The following is a 25,282-nucleotide window of genomic DNA, read 5'->3' as shown; positions in this document are numbered from 1 at the left end:
CTGACGTCCGGCCACCGGCGTGAAGCGAGCATAGTGACCAAGCGTGACAGCCGGGGCGGAGTTTCCGGGCCATGACGCCGGCGTCACGACGGACTCCCCCGCCTCCGGGCACCTCTCAAAGACTGTCCCGTTGGAGGCTGTCCCGGATTTCCGTGAGGTTCAGGGCCGGCAGCCGGGAGAGTTCGGCGCCGGCGGCGCGCAGGGCGGCACCGTAGCGCGGGGCGGCCAGGAGCTCCGTCAGGGCGTCGGCGATCTCGTCGCGTCCCGCCGTGACGTCCAGCGCCCGGCCCAGACCAAGGCGGGAGAACGCGGCGGTGTTGTCGGGCTGATCGGCGAGAACACCCAGGCCCAGGAAGGGCGTTGCCCCCTGCACCGCGTCGAGCAGGGACGCCCGGCCGCCGTGCGTCACGAACAGGTCGGCCCGGTGCAGGAGGGCGGGCTGTGGGGCGTGCTCGACGACCGCGATGCGGGGGCTCGCGCTCGGCAGGTGCCGCGCGAGGGCTCCCGCGGACACGATCGCGTCGCAGTCGATGGTGCGCAGCGCGGCCATGATCTCCCGGTAGACGTTCTCGACGGCGGTGCGCAGGCCGGACATCGCGGTGGTCAGGGTGCCGAGGCTGACGTAGACGAGCGGACGCGACGGGCGGGAGGAGTGGGCCGGGCCCCCGGGGAGGACGGCGCGGAAGTCCGCGACGGTGCGTCGGACCGCGCGCGCCGCGGGCGGGGACGTCTCGTGGAACCAGTGGACCGGCGCGGGGGTGAGCATCGGGGGGAGCGTGGGTGTGTCCTGCTCGTGCTGCTTGTGGAGGGGACGCAGCGCGGGCGCGATGTGGGTGTCCCAGAGGTTCAGGAGCACCGGCCCGAGGCCGTTGTCCGCCGCGAGCAGGGGCAGTCGCAGGGCCCTGGCCGCGAGGTGCGCGCCGAGGTCGCTGCACTCGGCGATCACCAGATCGGGCCGTTCCCGCGTCCACGCGGCGAGCAGGTCATGAGCCTTGGCCTCGGCCTGTGCGGGCCAGAGGCAGCCGAAGACATACCGGTTGAAGAGTTCGTTGCCGTGCCGCAGCCAGACCTCGCTCGCCGCCTGCTGGACGCCGGGACCGCACGTCCAGTTCGTGCCGGCGACGGAGAACTCCACCCCACGCCGCCGGGCCTCGCGGCGGAACATGAGGGGGGCGTGCAGCGTGACCCGGTGGCCCTGTTCCCGAGCCGGGCAGATGACGTAGTCCAGGGCAGAGACGTGTGAAGGTATCGGTTCAGCGGTGATCGCTATCCGTAAGGCCACCAGGGCACTCCAGCTCTTTCATCGGGCCGACGCCCGGCGGGGCAGCAGCCTTCGGCCGCTCGGGCCGTGCTGCGCTGTGATGTGCCTCGGCGGTCCGGCTGTTCCGTTGCCGAGGCGGCTCGCCGAGCCTGCGGCACGACCCGTCCCAGCCGCCACCGGCGACGGGCAGTCCGGGATACGGGAACGTCCGGACCGCCCGTGACCAGCAGGCATACGCCCCGCCTGGAATGCCGCGAAGGAGCACCGGGCAGCGGTTTCGGCACCTGTGGCGCCTCACGCACAACGCGCGGCCGGGACACGGCCAGGCGGGATGCCGTAGCCGTCGGCCGGGCCCGGCCCCAGGTTTCCACCGCTCGTCCTTCACCGCCGCGTTCAATGTCGCGGGCACCCCCGCCGTGTGGGCGGGCGGTCATCACCACGCCTGAACGTGCGAACTCCCTCCGGTACCGCGTGCCCGAAGGGAGAGCGTCGCGCCCGAAGGGAGATCCATCGCGCCTGACGGGAGATCCGTCGCGCCGGCGTGACGTCGACGGCGCCCGTGCGGGTGGTCTCAGCCCACCCGTACGTCCTTGCCGGTCAGCTCGGCACGGATGCCGTTCTTCGTCACGGAGATGCCACGCAGCCGGATGTCGCCCGGCAGGTTGTCCGGCAGCTTTCCGGAGAACTCCATCTGCTGCGCGACCTTCGGCTCCCGGAGCTTCCGCAGACCCTGGATGAGCGAGGGATCGATGCCGGTGGGCTTCAGCAGCGCGGGATGGTCCACGAGCGTGTCCAGCACATGGCCCTTCATCATCTGCCGCGGAGAGACGGGCTTCCCGGCCGCCTGGCGCAGCTCGCCCTCGTCCAGCTTGTCGGCGACGGGTGCGGTCAGCTGCACGCCGCCGCCCTTGCCCGGTACGTACGTGAGCAGACCGGGCACCACCACGCGGGTGTCCCGCACGGTCATGCGCAGGCCGCGGTCCCCGGTGCGCTGCAACTGCGCACGCCCCCGGACCTGGGCGTGCTTGCCGCCCACCGGCAGGTCGCCGCCGGCCACCACCGTGTTCTTCCCGGGGCCGGGCCTCAAGTGGATCTGCGAGGCGCCGACTTCGCGGTTCAGGTCCTTGAAGTCCAGCAGGATGTCACCGTGCACCCGGCTCAGCACCGCGCCCTTGACCGAGGACGGCAGGCTGCCGACGATCCGGATGTCGTCCGCCGTCCCCTTCACCTGCGCGACGGAGACCGGTCCGGCGTCGACATCGGGGACGTCGACCTCGACGTGGTCGATGTCGCCGGCGAGCACCTGCCCGACGAAGGGGACGCTGTCGATGTGCACCTCGGGCTCGGCACGCAGCTTCAGCGCCTTCTGCACCTGCTGCGCCGCCAGGTTCTCCGCGTAGAGCACGGCCCACCGGTCCCCGAGCGCGAGAAACGCGAGCACGACGGCCAGCGCGGCGAGCGCCTTCGCGGTCCTCCGCACGATCCGCCGCGACGGGCGCCCGGCCCAAGGTTGCTCCTTCTCACCCCCGGTGCTCATGTTGTCGGTGCCTGCGTCGGCTGCGGTGCCTGCGTCGGCGGTTGTGGCACGGCCCGCCGGTATCCGAGCCTTGGAATCTGCGGAAGGTTCGTTGGAGAGCATCGCCACCATGCGACCACAGCCGGGGCACTCGAACCAAGTCGTGCGCGGTTGCCGAGACCACGGCTCCGAGGTCGTCGTACTGATCGCCGCACTCCTCCTGGCGGCTGTCGGCAGCGGTCTTCCGGATGCGTTCGCTACGGCGGAAGCCCCGCCCCTTGAACAGGAAGGGGTGGGGCTTCCTCGTGTCCGGACCGCGCCCCTGGCGTGCTCCGGCTGCGACATGACGGAGGTGTGCGTGCCGTCGGGGGCCTGGGTCAGTGGGTCATGGTGACCGCGGGCGGGGACCAGGTGCCGTCGAGGACGCCGGACTTGGGCTGGTACATGCGCAGGATCATGGAGAACCGGCCGCTCGGGGCGGGCAGCCAGTTGGACTTCTTGCCTGCCGGGGCATCGTGCTGGAGGTAGATGTCCATGGAACCGTCGGGATTGCGGGTCGGCTTGACGCCGTGTCCGATCTCGTAGCGGTGGATCGGGTTGCGCACCAGGAAGCCGTCCGGGTCGTACATCGTGAGGGACCAGAAGGCCTTCACCGGCGGGGTCTGCCCGGGGGCGAAGTGGAGGACGTACCGCCTGGCTCCGGTCAGCGGCTTGCCGCGGCTGTCGGTGCGGACGATCGGGTAGACGGCGTCACCGGGGCGGTTGGCGCCGAGCCCTTGCCAGGCGGTGGTCGCGCGCAGCATGTAGTCGGTGCCGTAGTCGCCCAGGTCGAGCGAGACGCGCCAGCCGTTCACGTTCTTTCCGGACGTGGCGAGCGCGGCCTTGATCTGCTTCTGGGCCGCGGGGACGGCCTGGCGCAGGGCCTGTGCCGTGGCAGGGCCCTTGGCGTTGATGTCGAACGGCCGCCCGGGGACGATGCCCAGGCGGGCCAGGGTGGCCACCATGGGGGCGTCCTTCTTCGGGGGAGGGTTGGTGGCCATGGACGAGGCGAGCCGGGAGAAGAAGGTCTGCGCGTCCATGCCGGCGACACGGGCGGCCGGCGACATGGCCGGGACGTTCGGATCGACGTGACCCGGCCGCGGGGTGTGGTGGTGGCCGTGGTCGCGGAGCGGCTTGAGGGTGTAGTGGCGCGCCAGGGCCTTCACCGCGGGCAGGTCGGAGGGGCCGTCGAACTGGGTCCGGCCGAGGATCCACGCCGTCCGGGTGGGCGACTTGATCTGCTTGACCCCGGCGGGCAGCCGGCCGTGCCAGCCGGGGCCGGTGATGGCGAAGTCGCGCGCCGAGCTGCCGGTGGTGCGGGTTCCCGGGGAGGCGAAGACGTCGGTATAGGCGTTGAGCATGGGCATCATGAAGTACCGGCCCTTGGTGTCCGGCACATGGAGCACGATCGGCCCCTTCTTCAGGTCCAGCCACGCCGAGGTGTACAGGGTGTCGACGTTGGGGGCCACCACGGTGTGGAACTCGGGGCCGGGGGTCCGGTCCGCCTTGGCGAACTGGTTGACCGGTGCCCGCAGGGTCGCCGGATCGGGCTTGCGGACGTTGGTGGACGCCTGCTCGGTGGCCCGCGCCAGGACCAGCGGGTAGCCGTAGACGTAGGCCTTGACCGCGTCGGCGGTGGTGGCGGGAGCGGGCGCGGGGGCCGGGTGTGCCGTGCGCGCCCGGGCCGCTGTCGCCGGCGGGGCGGACAGGGCGAGCATGGCCGCCCCCGCACCGGCGGCGGCACCCCAGCGGCGGAGTCGTCGCGTTGCGTTCATGAAGGGCTTTTCCTCACAGGGCTGTTGTCGGAGTGGACGGCCTGATGCGGGTGGGCCGGCGGGCCGGCACCGTGCAGCACGAAGGCCGGGTCGTCATCGCCTCACTGTCGTCCCACCGACGGCCCGGGACAATCGGCCCGGACGACACGTCAGAGGACCTATCGTTGTGACGTGTCACAACGCAGCGCGTCGCCGCCCGAGACCCCGGAACCCGGCGCGGACCTCCGCGAACAGGTGGTCCGGATGGCCGCCCGTCTCGAACCCCGGATCAACCAACTGGCCAGGCTGGTCGTCGAGCGCCAGCGGGCCGAGGTCCCCGGCTTTGACCGCCTCCCGCACGACATGCAGGATCTGGAGATCGCCTCGGCCGCCCGTCACACCTTCCGCGGCTTCCTCCGCGGTGTGCGGGGCCACGCGGACCCCGACGCCGAGGTGCTCCGCGAACGCGCCACCCAGCGTGCCGCGGAAGGCGTCCACCTGACCGGGCTGCTCAGGGCGTACCACGTCGGCGCCGAGGTGGTGGCGGACGCGCTGTCGGCCGCCGCCCGCCCCGGGGAGGAGGCCGCCCTGCTGTGGCTCACCCGCCGGCTGTTCACCACGGTCAACTCCCTGGCCGAGCAGGCCACCGAGGCGTACCTGCTGGGGCTGGCCGACCAGCAGGCGGCGGGACGGGAACTGGCCGCGGCGCTGCTCCGCGGTGACGCGCCGCAGGAGGTGGCCGCCCGGTACGGGCTGCCGCTCGAACCCGGCTATCTCGTGCTCAGCGTCCGTGCCCCGGTGCCCCAGGAGCCGGTGGCCGCGCGACGCCTCCTCCACCAGGTCCTGGTCCGCCTCACGCCGGCCGCGGACGGCCGGGCGCTCAGTCTGCCGAACGCCCAGGGCGGCCACATCCTGCTCCCCCTGGGCACACCCCACGCCGACCTCGTCCGGCACCTGTCCGGCGGTCTGCCCCGCCCGGTGGTCGCGGGAGTCGCCCGCGCGGCCACACCGGCAGACGTCCCCGCGGCCGCCGGGCAGGCGCACCGGATCGCCGCCATCGCCCGCACCCCCGGCGTGCACCGGCTCCAGGACGTGCTGCTCGACTACCATCTGGCCGGATCCGAGGACAGCGCAGCCGAACTGGCCGCGCTCCTCGCCCCGTTGGACGGCCACGCCGGTCTGGTCGAGGCCGTCGCCGCCTTCCTCGACTGCGACCTCGACCGGCGCCGCACGGCACAGGCGCTCAGCGTCCACCCCAACACCGTCGACAACCGCCTCGCCCGAGCCGCCCAGCTCACCGGCCTGGACCCGCACACCACACACGGCGTACAGCTCTTCGGGGCCGCCCTCACCCTCCGTCGGCTCGCCGAGGGCCGGGCGACCGGCTTCTCGCCCGGCTGATGGCTCGCGCCGATCGAGAACTCCCCGGGTCACGGCCCCAGCACGCCGGTCCGCGCAACGGCTGCAGGAAAGCAATGACTGCGGGAAGGCGACGGCTGCGGGAATCCGCTCACGAGCGACGTCGCGCAGACGACAACTCGCAGGGGACGATTCACAGGCAAACAGCTCAGACGACGATGACCCGGCGCCCGCGCGTGTGACCTGCCTGGCTGTCGATGTGCGCCGCCGCGGCCTGGGCGAGCGGGTAGGACTTCTCGACCGGGATGTGGAGCTTTCCCCGTGAGATGAGGTCGACGGCCTCGGCGAGCGCCTCCGGCACGCTCCCGGCCACGCCGGAGAACCGGACACCGAACTCCGGCGCGGCGAGATCGGCGATGGAGACCACCTTCCGCGGATCCCCGGTCAGTTCGACGAGTTCGCGGAGCACGCCCGAGCCGGCCAGATCGAGCGCCGCGTCGACATCGCCGAGCCGCCGCACCCGCTCGACCCAGCCCTCGCCGTACGTCGTGGCGCGGGCACCCAGGCCGCGCAGGTAGTCCTGGTTCGCGGCTCCGGCCGTGCCGATCACCGTGACGCCGCGCTCGCGGGCGATCTGCAGCACCGCCGATCCGACTCCCCCGGACGCGCCACTGACCAGCAGCGTCTGCCCGGGCCGCACACCGACCTCGCGGAGGATGCGCAGCGCGGTCTCCACCACGGAGGGGTACCCGGCCGCCTCTTCGAACGTCAGCCCCTCGGGCATGCGGGCCCAGGCCGACAGCACGGCGAACTCGGCGTAGGTATGCGCCCCTTCGCCGAACACGCGGTCGCCGACCTCGACCCCGTCGACGCCCTCACCGACCTCGTCCACCACCCCGGCGGCGTCCAGCCCGACCCCGGCAGGCAACGCGACCGGATGGGCCGCCAGGATCTGGCCTTCGCGGACCCGCCAGTCGACGGGGTTCACGCCCGCCGCCCGGACGGCGACGCGTATGTGTCCGGGGCCCGCGTGGGGCTCCTCGGCATCTTCGAGTCGGAGAACGTCCGGACCGCCGAACTCGGCGAAGCTCACTCTCTTCATGCCGTGAACGTAACACTAACGGTTAGCGTTTTGGAACTGTTCTGTTTTTGTTCCTGATAGCGTCAGGGCATGACCGTGCAGTCCGGACGTCGCGAGCGCAAGAAGGCCGCGACCCGCCAGAAGATCGCCGACACCGCGCTGCGGCTGTTCCTGGAACGCGGCTACGACGCGGTGGGCATCCGCGACGTGGCCGCCGAGGCCGACGTGGCCGTCACCACCGTCTTCTCCCACTTCGCCTCGAAAGAGGCTCTGGTCTTCGAGCAGGACGCGGACTTCGAGCATCGCCTCGCACGGGCGGTCACCGAGCGGGCGCCGCACGAGCCGCTCATCCCGGCCCTGCGCCGCGAGATCCAGGCCCTGGTGCGCCATTGCACGGCGGACGGCGCCGCCCCGATCTGGCACATGATCGACGCATCACCTGCCCTGCGGGAGTACGAGGAGTCGATGAGGCTGCGTCATGCGGAGTCGCTGGCAACGGCTCTCGACGCCGATCCCGACCTGCCGCAGACCACAACGGCCTGCCGGACGATCGCGCGGTTCGTGATCGACGCCTATGCGCTGGCCCGCGAGGCGGCCGATCCGGAGGCCGCGGTGGACGAGATCTTCCAGATGATCGAGGCGGCATGGGAGGCCGCCGGCCCTTCGCAACGACCGTGAGGTGCGGCGCACGTCCGAGGGGACGGGGCGCGGAGCGGCGGCGCGGTTCCCGTTCATGACGTTCCGCACGCGCTCCGGCACCTGAGGTCAGACCGGGGACACCTGACGCGTGCGGCTGCCCGCCAGGAGGGCCGCTCGGCGGACCGGACCGGCGGCGGCGGCCAGCAGCGGCATCCGGACGGCCGGGCTGGGGATGCGGTCCTGCGCGTGCAGCACTCCCTTGATCACGGTCGGGTTCGGTTCGGCGAAGAGGGCGGCGGACAGCCGGGCCAGCTCGGCGCCGAGCCGACGGGCGGGTGCGGCGGAGCCGCGATGCCACAGCGAGATCAGTTCGGCGTAGTCGGCGGTGCGCAGGTTGGCCGAGGCGACGATGCCGCCGTGGGCGCCCGCCGCGACGAGCGGCGAGAGGACGACGTCGTCGCCGCCGAGTACGGCGAAGCCGGGCTCGGGGGCGCCGAGCACCTCCACCGTCGTCGCGTCGATCGCGCCGGTCGCGTGCTTGATCCCGACGACGCCCGGCAAGCGGCTGAGCGCGGCGATCGTACCGGCGCTGAGGGCCTGGCCCGTGCGGTAGGGGATGTCGTACACGATCAACGGCAGGCCGCCGTGTTCGGCCAGGGCGGTGAAATGCGCGAGTGTCGCCGCTTCGCCGGGCCGGATGTAGGGCGGCGCGGGAACCAGCGCCGCGGCCACGTCGCCGCCGGCCGCCAGCGCGCGCAGCGACGTGATGGCGGCGGCGGTGTCATTGGTGCCGACCCCGACGATCAGCGGGGCGCCGTGTGCGCGGCAGGCGGCGGAGCAGACGCGCACCACCGTCTGCTGCTCCTCCGCGGTCAGGGTGGCCGCTTCCGCGGTGGTGCCGAGGGCGACGAGTCCGGAGGCGCCGGCCGACAGCGCGTCGTCGGCGAGTCGGGCCAGCGCGTCGGGGGCCAGCCGCAGGTCGGTGGTGAACGGGGTCACCAAGGGGACGTAGAGGCCGCTGAAGAACGGATCGGGGTTCATGGTTCAAGCCTGGCGCACCAGACCCGGTAGATCCATTTCTGATTTCTACCTCTATGCCTAAGCTGAGCTTATGCTCGATCTCCGTCGTCTTCACCTGCTGCGCGAACTGGACCGGCGGGGCACCATCGCCGCCGTGGCCGAAGCGCTGACCTTCACCGCCTCCGCCGTCTCCCAGCAGCTGGGCGTGCTGGAGCGCGAGGCAGGCGTGCCCCTGCTGGAACGCAGTGGCAGGCGCGTCGTCCTCACGCCCGCGGGCCGGTCCCTCGTCGCGCACGCCGACGCCGTGCTGGAACGCCTGGAGCTGGCGGTCGCCGAGCTGGCCAGCGCCCGGGACGGCATCGGCGGGCCGCTGCGCATCGGGACCTTCCCCTCCGGCGGCCACACCATCGTGCCCGCCACGCTGGCCGAGCTGGCCCGACGGCATCCCGCGCTGGAGCCGATGGTGCAGGAGATCGACTCCGCCCGGGTGTCCGACGGCCTGCGAGCCGGCGAGCTCGACGCCGCCCTGGTCCACGACTACGACTTCGTACCCGCCTCACCGGACACCACCGTGGACGAGGTGCCCCTGCTGGAAGAGCCGATGTACCTCGTCACCGGTACCGCGCCCGGGAAGTCCAGCCGCAGCGACACCCTGGCCGGGCTGCTCGGGCCCTACGCCGAGGCCCCGTGGATCACCGCACGCGACGGCACGACCGGTCACGCGATGGCCGTACGCGCCTGCCAGGCAGCCGGGTTCCAGCCGAGAATCCGCCATCAGGTCAACGATTTCCGCACCGTGCTGGCCCTGGCCGCCACCGGACAAGGGGCGGGGTTCGTACCGGAGATGGCCACCGCGCAAAGCCCCGACGGCGTGGTGCTGACCAAGCTGCCGTTGTTCCGCCGGTCGAAGGTCGCCTTCCGCGCGGGCGGCGGCACGCACCCGGCGATCGCCGCCTTCGTGGCGGCGGCCGGCGCGGCAGTGCGCTCGATGAGGGGCTGAGGGCGGTTCGACGGCCCGACCCCGGTGCGCCGGTGTACCCGTCGGACGGCCGGGCCGTGACCGCCACGCAGGAACCCCCGCCGGAGCGAGCCGGCGGGGGTTCGTCGCCCGTATGACGCCCCGGCATCGTGGCCCGCACAGGGGGCGTTGGTGTGGCGGCCGGGTCAGGGGCGTCGGTGGTGCCGCACGAGGTACGTGCTCAGCACCTGGGGAGCTGCCGGTTCAGTGGGCGAAGCCCCAGTCGAGCATCTTGGCGGCGTCGTCGAAGCGGCTCTGGTCGTCCTTGAGGATCGCGCCGACCAGGGTGCGGTTGTCCCGCTTGGCGGCGAAGACGAGGGCGTAGCCGGCCTCCGGGCCGCTGCCCGTCTTGATGCCCAGGGCACCGTCGTAGCTGCTCAGCAGCTTGTTGGTGTTGTCCCAGGTGTAGTACCGGATGTGGCCGTTGGCCGCCGGGGCCTCGGCCTTGAACTGCTTGTTCTTCACGATGTCGGCGAACACCGGCTGCAGCATGGCGCGCTGGCCGAGCTTGGCCAGGTCGCGGGCGGTGCTGAAGTTGCTGCCGTGCGAGATGCCGTCGAAGCCGTCGAAGTGCGTTTCGGTCAGGCCCAGTTGTTGCGCCTCGATGTTCATCTGGTTCACGAAGTCGGCGATCCGCGCGTCCGTGGTGCTGCCCGAGCCGAGGTTGTCGGCCAGGGCCATCGCGGCGTCGTCGCCGGACGGGATCAGCATGGCGTGCAGCAACTGCGCGACGGTCAGCGTGTCGCCGGTCTGGAGGTCGGCCGTGCTGCCGCCGACCTTCTGGACGTAGTCCCGGTACTCCTGCTTCACCGTGATCTGCCGGTTCAGCCACTCCGGGTGCTTGAGCACCACCATGGCCGTCATGATCTTGGTGGTGCTGGCCATCGACACGCTCTCGTCCGCCTTGGCCCCGCCCCACAGTTCCCGCTCCTGGCTGCCGTCGCGGGCGTCCAGCAGGAAGGCGTGATCGGCGTTGATCTGGGGAGCGTCCTGGTGCTTCGCGTCCTGCGCGTCGGCTGCCTTGCCCTGGACGGCGTGCTGGTCGTTCTCGTCGGCGGAGTGCGTGGCGCCGGGAGTGGCGGCCTGGGCGAGACCACCGGCCGTCATCGGCAGGGCGGCACCGACGAGTGCGACCATCGCGATCCGGACTCCGGTGCGGTGTATTCGGTTGGGGCGGGCGTGGGAACCCATGGGGGGCGTCCATCTCTTCCGGCGAACGGACGCCGGTAGGTAGGAGAACTCGGTTCATGGCGAACCTACTTGTGTGATCACAGTGACTCAAGTCGGCTATGTCATGGCCGTGTAACGGGGTTCGCCTTTGGGGTGTGTTGCGCAGATGGCTGGTGGGGCGGCCGGTGAGGTCGCTCGCGCGCGCCCCTCGGCGGATGCCCCTGGGCTGTGGTGCGCTGCCGGTGCCCGCCCGTCCGGCGGCGCTCGGTCAGGGCGCGACCGTGGCGATCAGCCCGTAGTCCAGTTCCGTGCCGTCGACGAGCACGGCCTCGACCGTGCGGGTGCGGGGGTCGATGTCGGCCACGATTCCGTGTCCGACGTAGCGCGGGTAGCCCGAGGCGCCGGTCTCGCCCGTCGCCTCGACGACCGCCGAGCGGACGGCCGAGTCCTCCACGGAGGCACCGCCCCGGTCCTCGACGTGTTCGGGGACCAACAAGATCGTGAAGCGCCGCGGCTCTCTAGTCACGCTCCGATATTTAAGTGCCTGTGGCGCCGGTTGCGGGACAGGCGCGCGGCAGCGGAATCGCGCATGCGGGCGTTTCCCGACCCTCTGCCGCCGCCCCGGTGCGCCAAGCGGTGAGGCGCGGGAGAACCCGCAGGGGCCGGCGGCGTGGCAGGGTGGACGGTATGTGCGGTCGATATGCCTCCACCCGCCGTCCGCAGGACCTGGTCGACCTGTTCGACGTCACACACTGGGACCCCGACCAGGCGCTCGGACCGAGCTGGAACGTGGCCCCCACCGATGCGGTGTGGTCGGTGCTGGAGCGCGTGGCACGCGACACCGGTGAGGTCACCCGGCAGCTGCGAACGCTGCGCTGGGGACTGGTGCCGTCGTGGGCGAAGAGCCCGGAGATCGGCGCGAAGATGATCAACGCGAGGGTGGAGACGGTCGCGGAGAAGCCCGCCTACCGCCGGGCCTTCGCCAAGCGCAGGTGCCTGCTGCCGGCGGACGGCTTCTACGAGTGGCAGACGGTCCCGGCGACCGGGTCGGCCAAGGCCCGCAAGCAGCCGTACTTCATCAGCCCGGAGGACGGCCGGGCCATGGCGCTCGCCGGCCTGTACGAGTTCTGGCGCGCCCCGGACATCGCCGACGACGACGCGCCCGGGGCGTGGTGGACCACCTGCACCATCATCACCACCAAGGCCACCGACGCCGCGGGCCGCGTCCACCCCCGTATGCCGCTGGCCATCGCCCCCGACGACTGGAGCGCCTGGCTCGACCCCGCCCACCAGGACCCCGGCGAACTCCGCGCACTGCTCACCGCCCCGGCCGCGGGCCACCTGGACACCCGCGCCGTCTCCACCGCGGTCAACAGCGTCCGCAACAACGGGCCGCATCTCCTGGACGAGATCGACGGGACCGACGAGGCTCCCGGGAGCGCGGAGCCCTCGTCGGACGGCTGACGGCCGAGGGGCAACACGGCTGACGGCCGATACGGCTGGGCGGCCGGCGGGCCGGTGCCCCTCCCCGACCTCCACGGCGAACCACACCGATCGCCCATAAAATGGTCAGTGCCCGCGCACCGGCGTGCCGGACAGGCGCGCGAGGCGGTGCGGACGGGCGATCGGCTCGGGGACGGTTGCCTCAGGATCATCAGGCGGGATGCCTATGGGTCAGGCCGATCAGGCCACCGGTCCGGCGCGGACCGTCATCCTGACCGTGGACGATGACCCGGGCGTGTCGCGTGCCGTCGCCCGTGATCTGCGGCGACGCTACGGCGCGTCGTACCGGGTGGTGCGCGCCGAGTCCGGCGAGTCCGCGCTTGCCGCTCTGCGCGAGCTGAAGCTGCGCGGCGGGCCCGTCGCGGTGATCGTGGCGGACTACCGGATGCCGCAGATGAACGGCATCGAGTTCCTGGAGCAGGCCCTCGACATCTACCCCGACGCCCGGCGGGTGCTGCTGACGGCGTACGCGGACACCGACGCGGCCATCGACGCGATCAACGTCGTCGACCTGGACCACTATCTCCTCAAGCCCTGGGAGCCGCCCGAGGAGAAGCTCTACCCCGTGCTCGACGATCTCCTGTCGGCCTGGCGGGACGCCGACCACCGGCCGGTGGCGGTCACCAAGGTCGTCGGACACCGCTGGTCGGGGCGGTCGTCGGCCGTGCGGGAGTTCCTGGCGCGCAACCAGGTGCCGTACCGCTGGTACTCCTCCGACGAGCCGGAGGGCAAGCGGCTGCTGTGCGCCGCGGGCGAGGAGGGGCTGCGGCTCCCGCTGGTGATCACTCCGGACGGCACGGCCCTCGTCGAGCCCGAGGACCGGGAGCTGGCCACCCGGGTCGGCCTGGCGACGACCCCGGCGACCGACTTCTACGACCTCGTCGTGATCGGCGGCGGACCGGCGGGTCTGGGGGCGGCGGTGTACGGGGCGTCCGAGGGCCTGCGGACCGTCCTGGTGGAGCGCTCCGCGACCGGGGGCCAGGCGGGTCAGAGCTCGCGCATCGAGAACTACCTCGGCTTTCCGGACGGCGTGTCCGGGGCGCAGCTCACCGACCGGGCCCGGCGCCAGGCGGCGAAGTTCGGTGCCGAGATCCTGACCGCGCGGGAGGTCACCGGGTTGGAGGTCAACGGCGCGTCGCGCGTCGTGCGGTTCTCGGACGGCTCGGCCGTAGCCGCGCACTCCGTGATCCTCGCGACCGGCGTGTCCTACCGGCAACTGGACGCGCCCCAGGTGACCGAACTGACCGGCTGCGGCGTGTTCTACGGCTCCGCCCTGACCGAAGCGGCCGCGTGCCAGGGCCATGATGTGTACATCGTCGGCGGCGCGAACTCCGCGGGCCAGGCCGCGATCTACCTGGCCCGGAGCGCCAAGTCGGTCACCGTGCTGGTGCGGCGGCCGTCCCTGTCCACGTCGATGTCGCACTACCTCATCCAGCAGGTCGACGAGACGCCCACGATCTCCGTCCGCACCCACACGGTCGTCGCCGCCGCCCACGGCTCGCGCCAACTGGAACAGCTCACCCTGCGCGACACGACGACCGGCGAGACCGAACTCGTCGACGCCCAGTGGATGTTCGTCTTCATCGGCGCGGCCCCGCTGACCGACTGGCTGGAGGGCACGGTGCTCCGGGACTCCCGCGGGTTCATCCTGACCGGGCCCGACCTGACCGCGGACGGACGCCCGCCGGCCGGCTGGGAGCTGGACCGGCCGCCGTACCACTTGGAGACCAACGTCCCGGGCGTGTTCGTGGCCGGGGACGCCCGCGCCGAGTCCGCGAAGCGGGTCGCCTCCGCCGTGGGCGAGGGAGCCATGGCGGTCATGCTCGCCCACCGGTATCTGGAGCAGTCGTGAACGGCCGTCCGCTGCCGTGCAGCCGGGAGGAACTCGGCTCGCTGTTCCTGTTCGAGAAGCTGGCCCCCGACCAGATCGCCCGGCTCTGCCGCGAGGGCCGGGTGGAGGAGTTCGCGCCCGGTCCGGTGTACGGGGAGGGCGACGAGGCCACGTGCTTCTACGTGCTGCTCGAAGGGACCATCGTGCTCTCGCGCCGGATCGGGGACTACGACGTGGAAATCACCCGGAGTTCCGACCGCGGGGTGTACGCGGGCGCCTTCCAGGCGTACCTGGGCGACCGGCTGCGGCAGGTGTACAACAGCTCCCTGCGTGTCATCGAGCCCGCGCGCTTCTTCGTGCTGCCCGCGGAGACCTTCGCCGCCATCATGCGCGAGTGGTTCCCCATGGCCGTGCACCTGCTCGAAGGGCTCTTCTTCGGCGTGAAGAGCACCCAGGAGGCCGTCGGCCAGCGCGAACGGCTGCTGGCTCTCGGCTCGCTGTCCGCCGGGCTGACCCATGAACTGAACAACCCCGCCACCGCGGCGGTGCGGGCCACGTCCGCGCTGCGCGAGCGCGTCGCCGGGATGCGCCACAAGCTCGGCATCATCGCGGCACGCCCGTACCGGCGCGACAGTCTGGAGACGCTCATAGAGGTCCAGGAACGCACCGCCGAGCGCGTCGCCAAGGCCACCGCGCTGAGCCCGCTGGAAGCCGCGGACCGGGAGGACGCCCTCGCCGACTGGCTGGACGACCACGGCATCGACGACGGATGGCAGCTCGCGCCGACCTTCGTCCAGGCCGGCCTGGACACCGACTGGCTGGACCAGATCGCCGCGGCGGTGGACGAGGACACCCTCGAAGGGGCCGTACGGTGGCTCAACTACACCGTCGAGACCGAGCTGTTGATGAACGAGATCGAGGAGTCGACCAACCGCGTCTCCTCCCTGGTCTCCGCGGCCAAGCAGTACTCGCAGCTCGACCGGGCGCCCCACCAGGTCTCGGACGTGCATGAACTGCTCGACAGCACCCTGCTGATGGTCTCCACGAAGATCGGCCCCCGCGTCACCGTCGTCAAGGACTACGACCGCGGCCTGCCGAAGATCCCGGCCTACCCCAGCGAACTCAACCAGGTATGGACGAATCTGATCGACAACGCGGTCTCGGCGATGAACAGCACGGACACCGACGGCACACTGACCGTACGCACGGCCCGCGACGGAGACCATCTGCTCGTCGAGTTCCGCGACACCGGCCCGGGAATCCCCGAGGAGATCCGCGACCGCGTCTTCGACCCGTTCTTCACCACCAAACCGGTGGGCGAGGGGACGGGCCTGGGCCTGGACATCTCCTGGCGCATCATCGTCAACAAACACCGCGGAGACCTGCGGTTCGACTCCGTGCCCGGCGACACCCGCTTCCAGGTACGCCTGCCCCTGGCCTCGGCCGGTACCGGCACTGATGAGACCGGTACCGATTCCGCGCCGGAGCCGTCCTGAGTTCCCCGAGCGGCGTCGTCCCCTGGCCCCGCGCCCGTGCCTCCTTCTCCCGGGGAGGGCCGGGAGAAGGAGGCGCACCTGGACGTCGGCGGCCCACTGGCCCGCGAGTGTGCTCAGGCCACGGCAGGGGTGTAGTGGCTGGTGTCGTCGCCGCCTTCGAGGGCGCGGCTGGAGGTGCCGTCGATGCCCACCGGGACGTCCCCCGCGACGGTCACCCGGTGCAGCAGGCGGGGCAGGTCGCCGTAGTCGTCGGGGGCGTAGTGCTGGGTGCTGCGGTTGTCGAACAGGACGAGGTCACCCGGTGTCCAGGCCACCCGGACGATGTTCTCCGGGCGCGTCACATACGACTGGAAGATGCGCAGCAGGTCCCGGGACTCGGAGGGGCCGAGGCCCTCGACGGTCTGCGCGAAGCCGCCGATGAACAGGCCGCGCTCCCCCGTCTCGGGGTGCACGCGCACCAGCGGGTGGGCGGTGCGGTACGTGCGCGAGACGAACTGCTTGCGGTGCTGGGCCGCCTTCTCGGTCCTGGGGGCGGCGTAGTCGTAGGCGTTGGTGTGGACCGCCCAGAGGCTGTCCGCGAGTTCGCGCAGCGGGCCGGGCAGGTCACGGTAGGCCGCGGCCGAGTTGGCGATCAGCGTGTTGCCGCCGTAGGGCGGGACGACGATGGCGCGCAGGGTCGATGCCTTCGGGGGCGTGCGGACGAAGGTGACGTCGGTGTGCCAGCGGTTGGCGCGGATGCCCTCGTCCCCGTCGACGGGCAGGACGTTGGGCTGTCCGTCCACGGACGGGACGGTGGGGTGGGCGGCGGTGAGTTCGCCGAAGAGGGCGGCGAAGCGCAGCTGTCCGGCGTCGTCCAGCCGCTGGCCGCGGAAGACCAGCGCCTTGTGTTCCAGCAGAGCCGCGTTGATCTCGGCGACGATCGCCGGGTCGAGGTCGGCGGAGAGGTCGGCGCCGACGATCTCGGCGCCGATGCGTCCGCCGATCCGGCGGATGTCGAAGCCTGTACTGGTGCTCATGGAGGTGTTCCTTTCCGGGGTTGCGGCAATTTGGGGGTGAGAAGGAGGGGATGAGGAGCAGGAGGTCGGTGGGAGCCGGTGGGTCGCGCGAGGAGCGTCAGCGAGCAGGGCGTCAGCGCGTCGCGGGGACGCGCCAGGAGCTGAGCCGCTTCTCCACGGCCACCAGCAGTTGGTTGAAGGCCACGCCGACGACGGAGATCGTGACGATGCCCGCGTACATCTGCGGAATGGCGAAGTTGTACTGGGACGCGTTGATGAGATAGCCGAGGCCGGCCTTGGCGCCGATCATCTCGGCGGCGACCAGGACGACGATGGACACCGCCCCCGCCAGCCGGATTCCGGTGAAGATCGTCGGCACCGAGGCCGGCAGGATCACCTTCTGGAACAGCCGCGGGGCGGACAGGTCCATGGACTTCGCCAGCCTCAGCAGGGTGGGATCGACGGTGCGCACCGCGCTGATGGTGTTGAAGAGGATCGGCCAGGCGCAGGCGTACACCACGATGGAGATCTTCGACGTCTCACCGATGCCGAGGAGCAGGACGAACACGGGCAGCAGGGCCAGGGCCGCGGTGTTGAGGAAGACCTGCAGCAACGGGTTGAGGAGATCGGCGACCGGCCGGTACCAGCCGATGAGCAGGCCCAGCGGTACGGACACGGCGACGGCGATGCCGAAGCCGCTGAACGAACGCACCAGACTGGCCTGCGCGTTGTCGGCGAGCTGGCCGTTCGCCACCAGTCCCCACCACGCCTGGGCGACCTCGCTGAACGGCGGCAGGAAGGTCCGGTTCACCAGGCCGAAGCGGGGCGCCAGCTCCCACGCGAGCAGCAGGGCGACGATCGCCGCCGACCTGGTGACGCCGGTCAGCGCCGCGCGCAGGATGCGGGGCAGTACGGAAGGGCGGTGGGGGCGCGGCCCACCCGACGCGGTCGGCGGGCCGGACACGGGCTCGCCGGGGAGGGCTGTGGACGGTGTGCCGTTCGCCTGCGGCGGTGTGGCGGCGGACGGCGCGGGGCGTTCCTCCGGGGCCGGGCGCTGCCGAGTGCGGGAATCGCCGGCGATGCTCATACGGGGACCTCCTCCTTCTCCAGCAGGTGGGTCCTGGTCACCTCGTCGTGCAGGAGCGTCCAGATCTCGTGCCGGTACCGTGCGAACTCGGGGCTGGACCGCAGGTCGTCGGTCTCCGTACGGGAGTCGAAGCCGATCGGCACGACCTGCTTGATGCGACCGGGCCTGGACGTCATGACGGCCACCCGTCCCCCCAGGTAGACGGCCTCCTCGATGCCGTGCGTGATGAAGACGACGGTCTTCCGGGTGCGCTGCCAGATGCGCAGCAGCTCGTCCTGGAGCAGCTCCCTGGTCTGGGCGTCCAGTGCGGCGAACGGCTCGTCCATCAGCAGGACGTCCGGATCGTAGGCGAGTGAGCGCGCGATGGCCACGCGCTGGCGCATACCGCCGGACAGCTCGTGCGGGTGCCGGTTCTCGAACCCGGAGAGCCCGACCAGGTCCAGGTACTCGCGGGCACGGGCGGCGCGCTCACGCCGTGGCACGCCGGTCGCCTCCAGGCCGAACTCGACGTTGCCCAGGGCGGTGCGCCAGGGCAGCAGCGCGTACTGCTGGAAGACGATGCCGCGGTCCAGGCCGGGTCCGGTCACCGGCTCCCCGTCCAGGAGGATCCGTCCGGCGGTCGGCCGGGCGAGCCCTCCCAGCAGGTCCAGCAGCGTGGATTTGCCGCATCCGCTGGGGCCGACCACAACGACGAACTCCCCCGCGTCGATGCGCAGGTCGACACCGTCCAGCGCGGTGAACCCGTCCTCGCCGTGTGCCGGACCGCGGCCCTGGGCGCTCCCCTTTCTGACGGGGAAGGTCTTGCGCACCCGCTCGAACTCGATCTTGGGTGTGGTGGTTCGGGACATGGGATCAGCTCCCGCTCTCGGTGGCCGTCGCCCCGGCCGCGGACGGTTTCGTCTTCCGGCGGTACGCGTTGAACTCGTTGCTGTAGAGATCCGACGCCTTGACCTGCCCCTTCCCGATGTCACCGCGCTCGGCGAGCCAGTCGATCCACAACTGGAACTCCTTGTCGGTGACGCGCCCGGCCCGCTCGGCGACGCCGAAGGACTTCCAGTACTTCAGCGGAGCGGTGCCCTCGTTCCGGCCCCGCTTCCTGACGATCTCGATCTGCCGGGCGATGACCTCTTGGCGCGGGGTCGCGCGGGCCCACTCGATGGCGCGCGCGACGCCGGTGACGAAGGTGCGCGCGGTGCCGGGGTTCTCCTTCAGGAACCGGTCGTTCAGCACATAGGTGCCGGCGGAGAAGTCGCCGAGCAGCTGGTAGTCGGTGAACAGTGGTCGGATGCCGCCGGTCTGCAGAGCCTTGTCACGCAGGATGTCGCCGAGGACACCCACCTGGATCTGCTTCTGCCGCAGCGACTGCTCGGTGTTGACCGGGGGCACCACCAACGGCTCGACCTTCTGGATCTCCGCCTGCGACAGGCCGTGGCGCTGCAGGTAGATGTCGAGCATCGCCTCGGAGTGCGCGCCGAGCGTGTTCATCCCGACCTTCTTGCCGATCAGGTCACGAGCGGAGCGGATCGGGCTGTCCTCAAGGACGTAGAAGCCGTTGTACGCGGCCTTGTCGACGCCGTAGTAGCTGATCACCGCCGTGATGGGGGCCTTCCGCGCGGCGAGTTTGACGACGGCTCCGTTGAACGCGCCCCCGAAGTCGACCTGTCCGGTGGCCGCCGACTGGATGTCCTGCGGCCCGCTGATCGTGTTGCCGACCCACTTCAGCTTCACGTCCTCCAGAAAGCCGAGGTCCGCGGCCAGTTCGGGCAGGATGACGGACCCCGCCCACCCCTGGTACCGCAGCGTCCTGGTCTGGTCCTTGGCTGCCACAGCGCCCCCGCCGCCACAACTGACCGCGACCGCCGAGAGGCCCAGCAGCGTGAGGAACTGGCGTCGGTTCGATGGGGCGATCAGCCTGCTCATTACGGGGTCCTGTTCGAGGTGGTGGGCGGGGCAGGGCGATGGGGAGAAAGGGAACATGGAGACGCAGAGCCTTCTCGATTCCCGGCAACCACGACGGCGGTTAAGGAAATCGAATGGGAATGGGAATGGGAGAGGGAACGACGAACATGAACGGCCGAGCAAAACGGCTCAGTTCACGCGCTCATTCCGGCAGATTCCAGCTGCGCACGCGGCGAAATCACCAGGCGGCCATGCATTCCCGGGCCAGTACGCGCAACGGGATCACGGGGCGCCCAGAAGCCGATGCCGGCCGACGGCTCTAGCAGTCAGCGGCGCTGGTGGCACAGATCGCACTGGCCTGACGTCGCAGATCGACGTGCAGGCGTGCGGTGAAGTTCTCCGAGTGACTCACACTCCGGAGGCTGGCAGCGAAAATCAGCCACGTCAACAACGCGACAGCCCTCGTCCCGCTTTCTGATTCTCCCGCCATACGGGCGCAGTACGCCGTTCACAATCGGCGCCGCGGAAAGGACGGGTTCGGCGGCCCGGAAGGCTCAGCGCCTCACCGAAGTGCGGACTTCGCGTCGCGGTTGTGGCTACCCCCGCCCCGCTTTGTCGGCGCGGCCGCCGGCGCCCAGGAGGCCGGTCGGTTCGAAGGGGGTGCGGGCGGCCAGTCGGGGCAGTTCGCGCCGGGAGAGCTGGGTGACGACGGCCGGCAGGGCGGCGCGTACCGCCTGGGCGGCGCGGAGCCAGCCCGGTACGTAGACGGCGGCCGATCGGTGTTCGGCGGCGGTGACCAGGCGGGCGGCGACCCACCCGGCGGAGTGGACCTTTCTCGCGGGCGGGGGCATGTGGGCGCGGAGTTCACGGAGCACGGGGTGCTGGTCCGCGTCCCTGATCATGTCGGTGTCGGTCCAGTTCAGATAGGCGATGCCGACTCCCACGCGCTCGGGGGCGAGTTCGGCGCGCAGTGAGTGCGCGAACGACTCCACTCCGGCCTTGGAGGCGCAGTACGCGCTCATCAGGGGCGCGGCCCCGATGGACGCCAGCGAGGCGACCTGCAGGAAGTAGCCGTGCGTGGCGAGCAGGTCCGGCAGGAACGAGCGGGCGGTGATCGCGCTGCCGATCAGATTCACCTCGATCACCCGGCGCCAGGTGTGCGGATCGGACCCGCCGAAGGGCCCGCCCTCGGCGATTCCCGCGTTCGCCACGACGATGGACGCCGGCCCCAGGCGGTCGCGTACCTCCTGGGCCACCTGCCCCATGGCGTCGTCGTCGGTGACGTCGACGCCCCAGCAGCACGACTCCGACGGAAGGGCGGACGCCACTTCCCACAGCGCCGTCTCCTCCCGCCCCAGCAGGGCCACCCGCGCTCCTCGCCGGGCCAGCTCTCGGGCGGTCGCCTTGCCCAGACCGCGCGCCGCACCGGTCACCACGGCGGTGCGGCCGTGCAGAGAGCCAGGCCGTCCCGGGCGGGCCGGCGGACGCGGTCGCGGCGGTGGCGTGGTGTGGGGCATCGCGCGCTCCTGAGATTCCTGACGACGAGCGGCTGGCGAGCGGGCAGGCGGGCTCCGGCGCCTCTCTCACTTTCACCGTAGGCGCGTCGGGGCACCGCCGCGCGCGGTGGGCGCGAGGCGGCGAGCACCCGCGAGAGTCCGGACGGCCCGTCGGACCGCCCGCCCGCCGGGAAACAGCAGGGTCCCGGCTCCCGGCCCGAGCCGCGCCCCGGACCGCCGTCCCCGTCCGCACCTCCTGCGAACCGCTTGCGCGAACCGGTGGCACGTTGTGCGCACGCGTGCCAACCTTCTGTAATCAGCCGGCGCGTGCCGTCGCTGACATCACAGGTGCCGACATCAGTTGCTGTCGTGACAGCCGCTGTCTTCACGGGGGGCCGAGCAGCGTGACGGAACGTCCGTTGGGAATACGGGGGATCGAGACCCTGTACGAGGAGTGCCGCTCGCGTCTGCAGGACGGCAGGGGCGGCGACGCCGGACACGGCCTTCCCACGGTCGTGCTCGTAGGGCCGCGGGGCAGCGGGAAGACCACCACGCTGAACTGGCTCGGCTATCTCGGGTCGCGGCGTCCGCACGCGTACTTCGACTTCGGGTCCGCCGCGCCCCGCAGGCCGCATGAGGTCGCCGGCCGGCTGGCGTACGGGCTGTCGCACCGTTTTCCCCGGCAGACCCCGCTGGTCTTCCCTCGTCTGACGCTGGGGCTGGCCGTGGTGGCCCCCGAGCTGTCGTTGGACGCGACGGATCCCGAGCGGGCCAAGAAGCAGTTGCGGCAGGCGCTGCGCGGGCCCCAGGAGCCGCATGCCGCGGGCGACCGGGTCGCCGCCGTAGCCGGACTGCTGCAGGACCTCAACCTGGTGCGGATCCCGGGCGTCGGCCTGCTGGCCAGCCTCATCCGGCAGCCGCCCAGCATGCCGCTGCGGGTGACCCGGCACACCGGATTCGCCTGGTACGCCGGTCCGTTGGCGGCCCTGGACGCCCTGGTCGAGCTCAACCAGCTCAGCAAGAGCGAGGAGCCGTCGGACCGGGCCGCGGTGGACCGGCGGCTGTGCGAGGCGTTCCTCGCCGATCTGCGCGGCGAGTACGCGCGCCGCCAGCGCGACCGCAACTGTGTGGTGCTGCTGGACAACATCGACGCCCCCGGGGGCCGCGAGTTCCTGGACCTGCTGATGGAACTGCGGGACGCCGACGGGGCGCCGGATCCGCTGCTGGCCGTGGCCGCGGCGTCGAACGTCGGCCGGGTGCCGGCGATGTTCGCGAACGGGCCGGCGGGCGTCCGGGTCAGCGCCCCCGAGCAGGCCAGTTTCGCCGACTGGGAACAGGCCATCCCCGACCCGCCGCCGAACCGCTCCTGGCGCTGGTACTGCGTCCGGCTGCGCGGCCTGACCGCGGGCGAGACCGCCCAGCTCGGTACGAACATCGCCGCGCGGCTGCCGGAAGCGCCCCTGCTCGCACACCAGTTGACCGACGGGCACCCGTGGAGCACCCGGCAACTGCTCACCGCCTCGGCCCGTCTCGTGGGCCGCGAGTACCCGGAGACGCTGTTGCGCGCGGTGCTCTCCAGCACCTCGCCGTCCGCGGAGAGCGCCGACGAGGGGCCGATGCTGGAGGAGGCGGCGCGGCAGTACCTGCTGCGCGATCTGACCGACGACCAGCACCGTGCGCTGGTCGAGTGCTGTGCCGCCCGCGAGTTCGACGCCGCCTGCGACGCGGGGCTCCTCGACCGCTTCCAGCTGCACACCCGCGATTCGCTGGCGCGGGTGGTCGCGACCCGCTTATGGCTGACCGATCCGGTCCCCCAGGACGCCGAGGCCCGCGGCGGCCGGGGCTCCGGGTATCTGGAAGGCGTCCATCCACACCCGCTGCGCGGCAGCTCCGTACTGCATCCGTGGCTGCGCCTGCTGCTGTTGCAGGAGCTGGCCGCCCGCCCGGACCGCTGGACGGCCGTCCACGAACAACTGCGGGCCTGGCACGCCCACCACGGCCACCCGCTGGAGGTGCTGTACCACTCGCTGGCACTGCACCGCGTGGACGACGTCGTCGAGCATCTCGCCCGGCGCCTGGTCGAACTCACCGACACCGACATCTGGCTGTACGAGCTGTACACGATCACCGCCGCGCCCCTGCGGGATCCGGTGGTGCCGGAGCAGTCGGCCACGCTGCGTCTGGAGCAGTTGGCGGCCGACCTCGCGCCCCGCTCGTTCGCCGAGCACACGCCCCTGACCCTGCTGGTGACCGGGCTGTGGCTGGCGTCCGACCCGCGCAACCGGCTGCCCGGTACGAATCCCGAACTCAACCGGACCATCAACGCGATGCTCCAGGACCTTGCCATGCGCTCCGTCCCTCGCCGGATCGGGCTCATGCACGAGGCCGCGAAGTACGTGTGAGCGCACCGCAGCACCCCGTCCTCTAGGAGCTGGCCCATGCATCTGCCCCCGCAACCCGCCGATGAACTCCCTCCGTGGTGGAAGGGGTGGCGAGGAGCCGCCGCCCTCGCCCTCGTGCTGGCGCTGATAGCCGGCGGCATCTGGTTCTTCCGGTGGGCCGAGGAGGACAACAGCTGCGCGGCGGACCAGCCCGGTCTGTACTGGGACGGCACCGGCGCGGAGCGGGAGTGCGTCGGCCTGACGAACGAGAAGGCGTTCGCCTTCGACCCGCGCCTCAAGGGCATCACCGACCGGATCGCGCAGGAGAACAGACGCGTCCGCGACCAGTGGGAGAAGCCGGCGTCCGGGAAGAGCCGGCTGCCGTACGTCAAGGTCGGTGTGCTGATGCCGATGACGGAGAGCGACACCAGCGCGCTGCCCCTGGAGGAGATCCGCACCAGCCTTGAGGGTGCCTTCGTCGCGCAGTGCCGGGCGAACGCCTGCCCCGAACTGTCCACGACCAGTTCCACCGGCGTCCAGGGAAGGACCCCGCTGATCCAGCTCGTCCTGGCCAACGAGGGCCGCAGCGAGACGCATTGGAAGCCGGTGGTGGCGCAGCTGGCCGACATGGTCGGCGGCGAGCATCCCCTGGTCGCGGTCACCGGCCTGGGGGTCAGCATCCCGGAGACCCAGGCGGCGGCCACCGAACTCGGCCGGCGGAAGATCCCCGCGATCGGCGCGGTCCTGACCGCCACCGACCTCAACGCGTCACGGCTGTTCAAGGTGTCGCCGTCCAACGCCGACTACGCCAAGGCGCTCCGCCGGTACCTCGACCACTCCCCGCTGGCCGGGCGCCGCGGCTACCTGGTCTTCGACAGCCGGGAAGACAACTACGTCAAGACCTTGCGCACGGCGTTCGACGACGAGTTCGGCGACTACATCGGCCGACGGCGCGCCTCGTTCGTCGGCGCGACCGGCCACAAGCCCGCGGGCGTTCCCCGGCTCTTCTTCAACGCCGTCAACAACATCTGCCTGACCAAGGCTCAAGTGATCTTCTACGCCGGGCGCGACCGCGATCTCGCCGATCTCATCCGTGCCCTGTCGGCCCGCAGCCAGTGCGGCCACGACACACCGATCACGGTGATGACCGGGGCCACCGGGGCGTTCGCGCAGGGGAAGCAGGTTCAGACGCTGCTCAAGGACAGCAAGATCACCATTCTGGACGCCTCCGCGACCAGCCCCGATCAGTGGGTCCGCGGCGTCCATGCCCCGTCCGGCTTCAAGCCCTTCCACCAGGCCCTGCGGGACCTGCGCTTCCCCGACTCCGTGTTGGACGACGGATACGCGATCATGCACCACGACGCCGTGCTGACCGCCATCTGGGCGACCCGCAACGTCACCGGCCAGACCGGCAAGGAAGCACCCGACGTCCAGGACGTCTACAACGAGATCACCAACCTGCACGACGCCAGCACCGTTCCGGCCGCCGGCGGAGAACTCAGCTTCGACGACGCCTCCCAAGGCTGGCCGCACAACAAACCGGTTCCGGTGATCCGGCTGCCCGAGCCCCTCAAGGACCCGGGCGCGCCGTATCTGGTGCCCTGACCCGGGAGTTGGCCGGGAGCGATGCAGAAGGGAGGGGTTCACGGGGTGGCACCACGTTTTCGTGAGAGCGCACGCAACCGGAACCGCTCCCTTCTCGTCCTGGAAGCCGAGCTGTTGAACTGACGCGGGCCT

At 71.4% G+C, this 25,282-nt stretch carries 21 protein-coding genes; 8 read left to right on the top strand and 13 right to left on the bottom strand.

Annotation, left to right across the window (positions count from 1 at the left end; all coding sequences use genetic code 11):
* Positions 1-115 precede the first annotated feature (115 nt).
* From K7396_RS31750 to K7396_RS31740, 3 genes are all read right to left on the bottom strand, one after another.
* Positions 116-1,165 (bottom strand): glycosyltransferase, encoded by a 1,050-nt coding sequence (locus tag K7396_RS31750; protein ID WP_223660262.1) that lies wholly within the window; start codon positions 1,163-1,165, stop codon positions 116-118.
* Positions 1,166-1,832: 667 nt separating this feature from the next.
* Positions 1,833-2,798: an LmeA family phospholipid-binding protein gene (locus tag K7396_RS31745; RefSeq protein WP_223660261.1), complete on the bottom strand. Its 966-nt coding sequence runs from the start codon at positions 2,796-2,798 to the stop codon at positions 1,833-1,835.
* 356 nt (positions 2,799-3,154) lie between these two features.
* Positions 3,155-4,591: a DUF1254 domain-containing protein gene (locus K7396_RS31740; protein ID WP_208629088.1), complete on the bottom strand. Its 1,437-nt coding sequence runs from the start codon at positions 4,589-4,591 to the stop codon at positions 3,155-3,157.
* Between the two features lie 171 nt (positions 4,592-4,762).
* Here K7396_RS31740 and K7396_RS31735 point away from each other — a divergent pair, with 171 nt between their 5' ends.
* The gene (locus K7396_RS31735; protein WP_086715309.1) at positions 4,763-5,971 is read left to right on the top strand and encodes a PucR family transcriptional regulator; all 1,209 of its coding nucleotides are present in this window, start codon (positions 4,763-4,765) and stop codon (positions 5,969-5,971) included.
* Positions 5,972-6,137: 166 nt separating this feature from the next.
* Here the strand turns inward: K7396_RS31735 and K7396_RS31730 are convergent, their stop codons facing one another.
* On the bottom strand, positions 6,138-7,031 hold the full coding sequence (locus tag K7396_RS31730) for an NADP-dependent oxidoreductase (RefSeq protein WP_086715312.1): 894 nt from the start codon (positions 7,029-7,031) through the stop codon (positions 6,138-6,140).
* Between the two features lie 69 nt (positions 7,032-7,100).
* Here K7396_RS31730 and K7396_RS31725 point away from each other — a divergent pair, with 69 nt between their 5' ends.
* On the top strand, positions 7,101-7,688 hold the full coding sequence (locus tag K7396_RS31725) for a TetR/AcrR family transcriptional regulator (RefSeq protein WP_086715314.1): 588 nt from the start codon (positions 7,101-7,103) through the stop codon (positions 7,686-7,688).
* An 87-nt stretch (positions 7,689-7,775) separates the two neighbouring features.
* Here K7396_RS31725 and K7396_RS31720 read toward each other — a convergent pair whose 3' ends face one another.
* Complete coding sequence (locus tag K7396_RS31720) at positions 7,776-8,690, bottom strand: dihydrodipicolinate synthase family protein (RefSeq protein ID WP_086715317.1); 915 nt, start codon at positions 8,688-8,690, stop codon at positions 7,776-7,778.
* Positions 8,691-8,760: 70 nt separating this feature from the next.
* On the opposite strand from K7396_RS31720, the gene K7396_RS31715 reads away from it, so the two are divergent.
* Complete coding sequence (locus K7396_RS31715; RefSeq protein ID WP_086715320.1) at positions 8,761-9,669, top strand: LysR family transcriptional regulator; 909 nt, start codon at positions 8,761-8,763, stop codon at positions 9,667-9,669.
* A gap of 222 nt (positions 9,670-9,891) precedes the next feature.
* On the opposite strand, the gene K7396_RS31710 is transcribed toward K7396_RS31715, so the two are convergent.
* A complete protein-coding gene (locus tag K7396_RS31710) occupies positions 9,892-10,878 on the bottom strand; it encodes a D-alanyl-D-alanine carboxypeptidase family protein (RefSeq protein ID WP_086715322.1) in 987 nt (328 codons plus the stop codon).
* Positions 10,879-11,125: 247 nt separating this feature from the next.
* Positions 11,126-11,383 (bottom strand): hypothetical protein, encoded by a 258-nt coding sequence (locus tag K7396_RS31705; protein ID WP_086715324.1) that lies wholly within the window; start codon positions 11,381-11,383, stop codon positions 11,126-11,128.
* Positions 11,384-11,544: 161 nt separating this feature from the next.
* On the opposite strand from K7396_RS31705, the gene K7396_RS31700 reads away from it, so the two are divergent.
* The 3 genes from K7396_RS31700 to K7396_RS31690 all read left to right on the top strand — a co-directional run bounded on the left by K7396_RS31700 (position 11,545) and on the right by K7396_RS31690 (position 15,687).
* Entirely contained in the window at positions 11,545-12,321 is a 777-nt protein-coding gene (locus tag K7396_RS31700; RefSeq protein ID WP_086715325.1) for an SOS response-associated peptidase, read from the top strand.
* Positions 12,322-12,526: 205 nt separating this feature from the next.
* Positions 12,527-14,212, top strand: coding sequence for an FAD-dependent oxidoreductase (locus tag K7396_RS31695; RefSeq protein ID WP_086715326.1), 1,686 nt, complete (start codon positions 12,527-12,529; stop codon positions 14,210-14,212).
* Positions 14,209-15,687: an ATP-binding protein gene (locus tag K7396_RS31690; protein WP_086715328.1), complete on the top strand. Its 1,479-nt coding sequence runs from the start codon at positions 14,209-14,211 to the stop codon at positions 15,685-15,687. The genes K7396_RS31695 and K7396_RS31690 overlap by 4 nt, the downstream gene beginning before the upstream one ends.
* 113 nt (positions 15,688-15,800) lie before the next feature.
* On the opposite strand, the gene K7396_RS31685 is transcribed toward K7396_RS31690, so the two are convergent.
* The 6 genes from K7396_RS31685 to K7396_RS31665 form a co-directional block, all read right to left on the bottom strand.
* Positions 15,801-16,703: a TauD/TfdA dioxygenase family protein gene (locus tag K7396_RS31685; RefSeq protein ID WP_086715330.1), complete on the bottom strand. Its 903-nt coding sequence runs from the start codon at positions 16,701-16,703 to the stop codon at positions 15,801-15,803.
* Positions 16,704-16,815: 112 nt separating this feature from the next.
* Positions 16,816-17,769, bottom strand: coding sequence for an ABC transporter permease (locus K7396_RS31680; protein WP_208629089.1), 954 nt, complete (start codon positions 17,767-17,769; stop codon positions 16,816-16,818).
* Positions 17,766-18,617 carry an ABC transporter ATP-binding protein gene (locus K7396_RS31675; protein WP_086715332.1) on the bottom strand — a complete coding sequence of 284 codons (852 nt, stop codon included), beginning with the start codon at positions 18,615-18,617 and terminating at the stop codon, positions 17,766-17,768. Before K7396_RS31675 ends, K7396_RS31680 begins: the two co-directional genes overlap by 4 nt.
* A 4-nt stretch (positions 18,618-18,621) precedes the next feature.
* Positions 18,622-19,689 (bottom strand): ABC transporter substrate-binding protein, encoded by a 1,068-nt coding sequence (locus K7396_RS31670; protein ID WP_086715333.1) that lies wholly within the window; start codon positions 19,687-19,689, stop codon positions 18,622-18,624.
* A 298-nt stretch (positions 19,690-19,987) separates the two neighbouring features.
* Entirely contained in the window at positions 19,988-20,158 is a 171-nt protein-coding gene (locus K7396_RS36030) for a putative leader peptide (protein WP_359490480.1), read from the bottom strand.
* Positions 20,159-20,264: 106 nt separating this feature from the next.
* Complete coding sequence (locus K7396_RS31665) at positions 20,265-21,185, bottom strand: SDR family oxidoreductase (protein WP_086715335.1); 921 nt, start codon at positions 21,183-21,185, stop codon at positions 20,265-20,267.
* Positions 21,186-21,583: 398 nt separating this feature from the next.
* Between K7396_RS31665 and K7396_RS31660 the strand changes: the two genes are divergently transcribed.
* Both K7396_RS31660 and K7396_RS31655 read left to right on the top strand, forming a co-directional pair.
* Positions 21,584-23,566 (top strand): P-loop NTPase family protein, encoded by a 1,983-nt coding sequence (locus K7396_RS31660; protein WP_223660260.1) that lies wholly within the window; start codon positions 21,584-21,586, stop codon positions 23,564-23,566.
* Positions 23,567-23,602: 36 nt separating this feature from the next.
* Positions 23,603-25,150 carry an ABC transporter substrate-binding protein gene (locus tag K7396_RS31655; RefSeq protein WP_143589004.1) on the top strand — a complete coding sequence of 516 codons (1,548 nt, stop codon included), beginning with the start codon at positions 23,603-23,605 and terminating at the stop codon, positions 25,148-25,150.
* Positions 25,151-25,282 lie beyond the last annotated feature (132 nt).

Origin of the sequence: Streptomyces angustmyceticus (genome assembly GCF_019933235.1) — a bacterium.
Lineage (GTDB): Bacteria > Actinomycetota > Actinomycetes > Streptomycetales > Streptomycetaceae > Streptomyces > Streptomyces angustmyceticus.
Note: the sequence above shows the minus strand (reverse complement) of the source record. Positions and strands in the feature narration are given on the sequence as shown.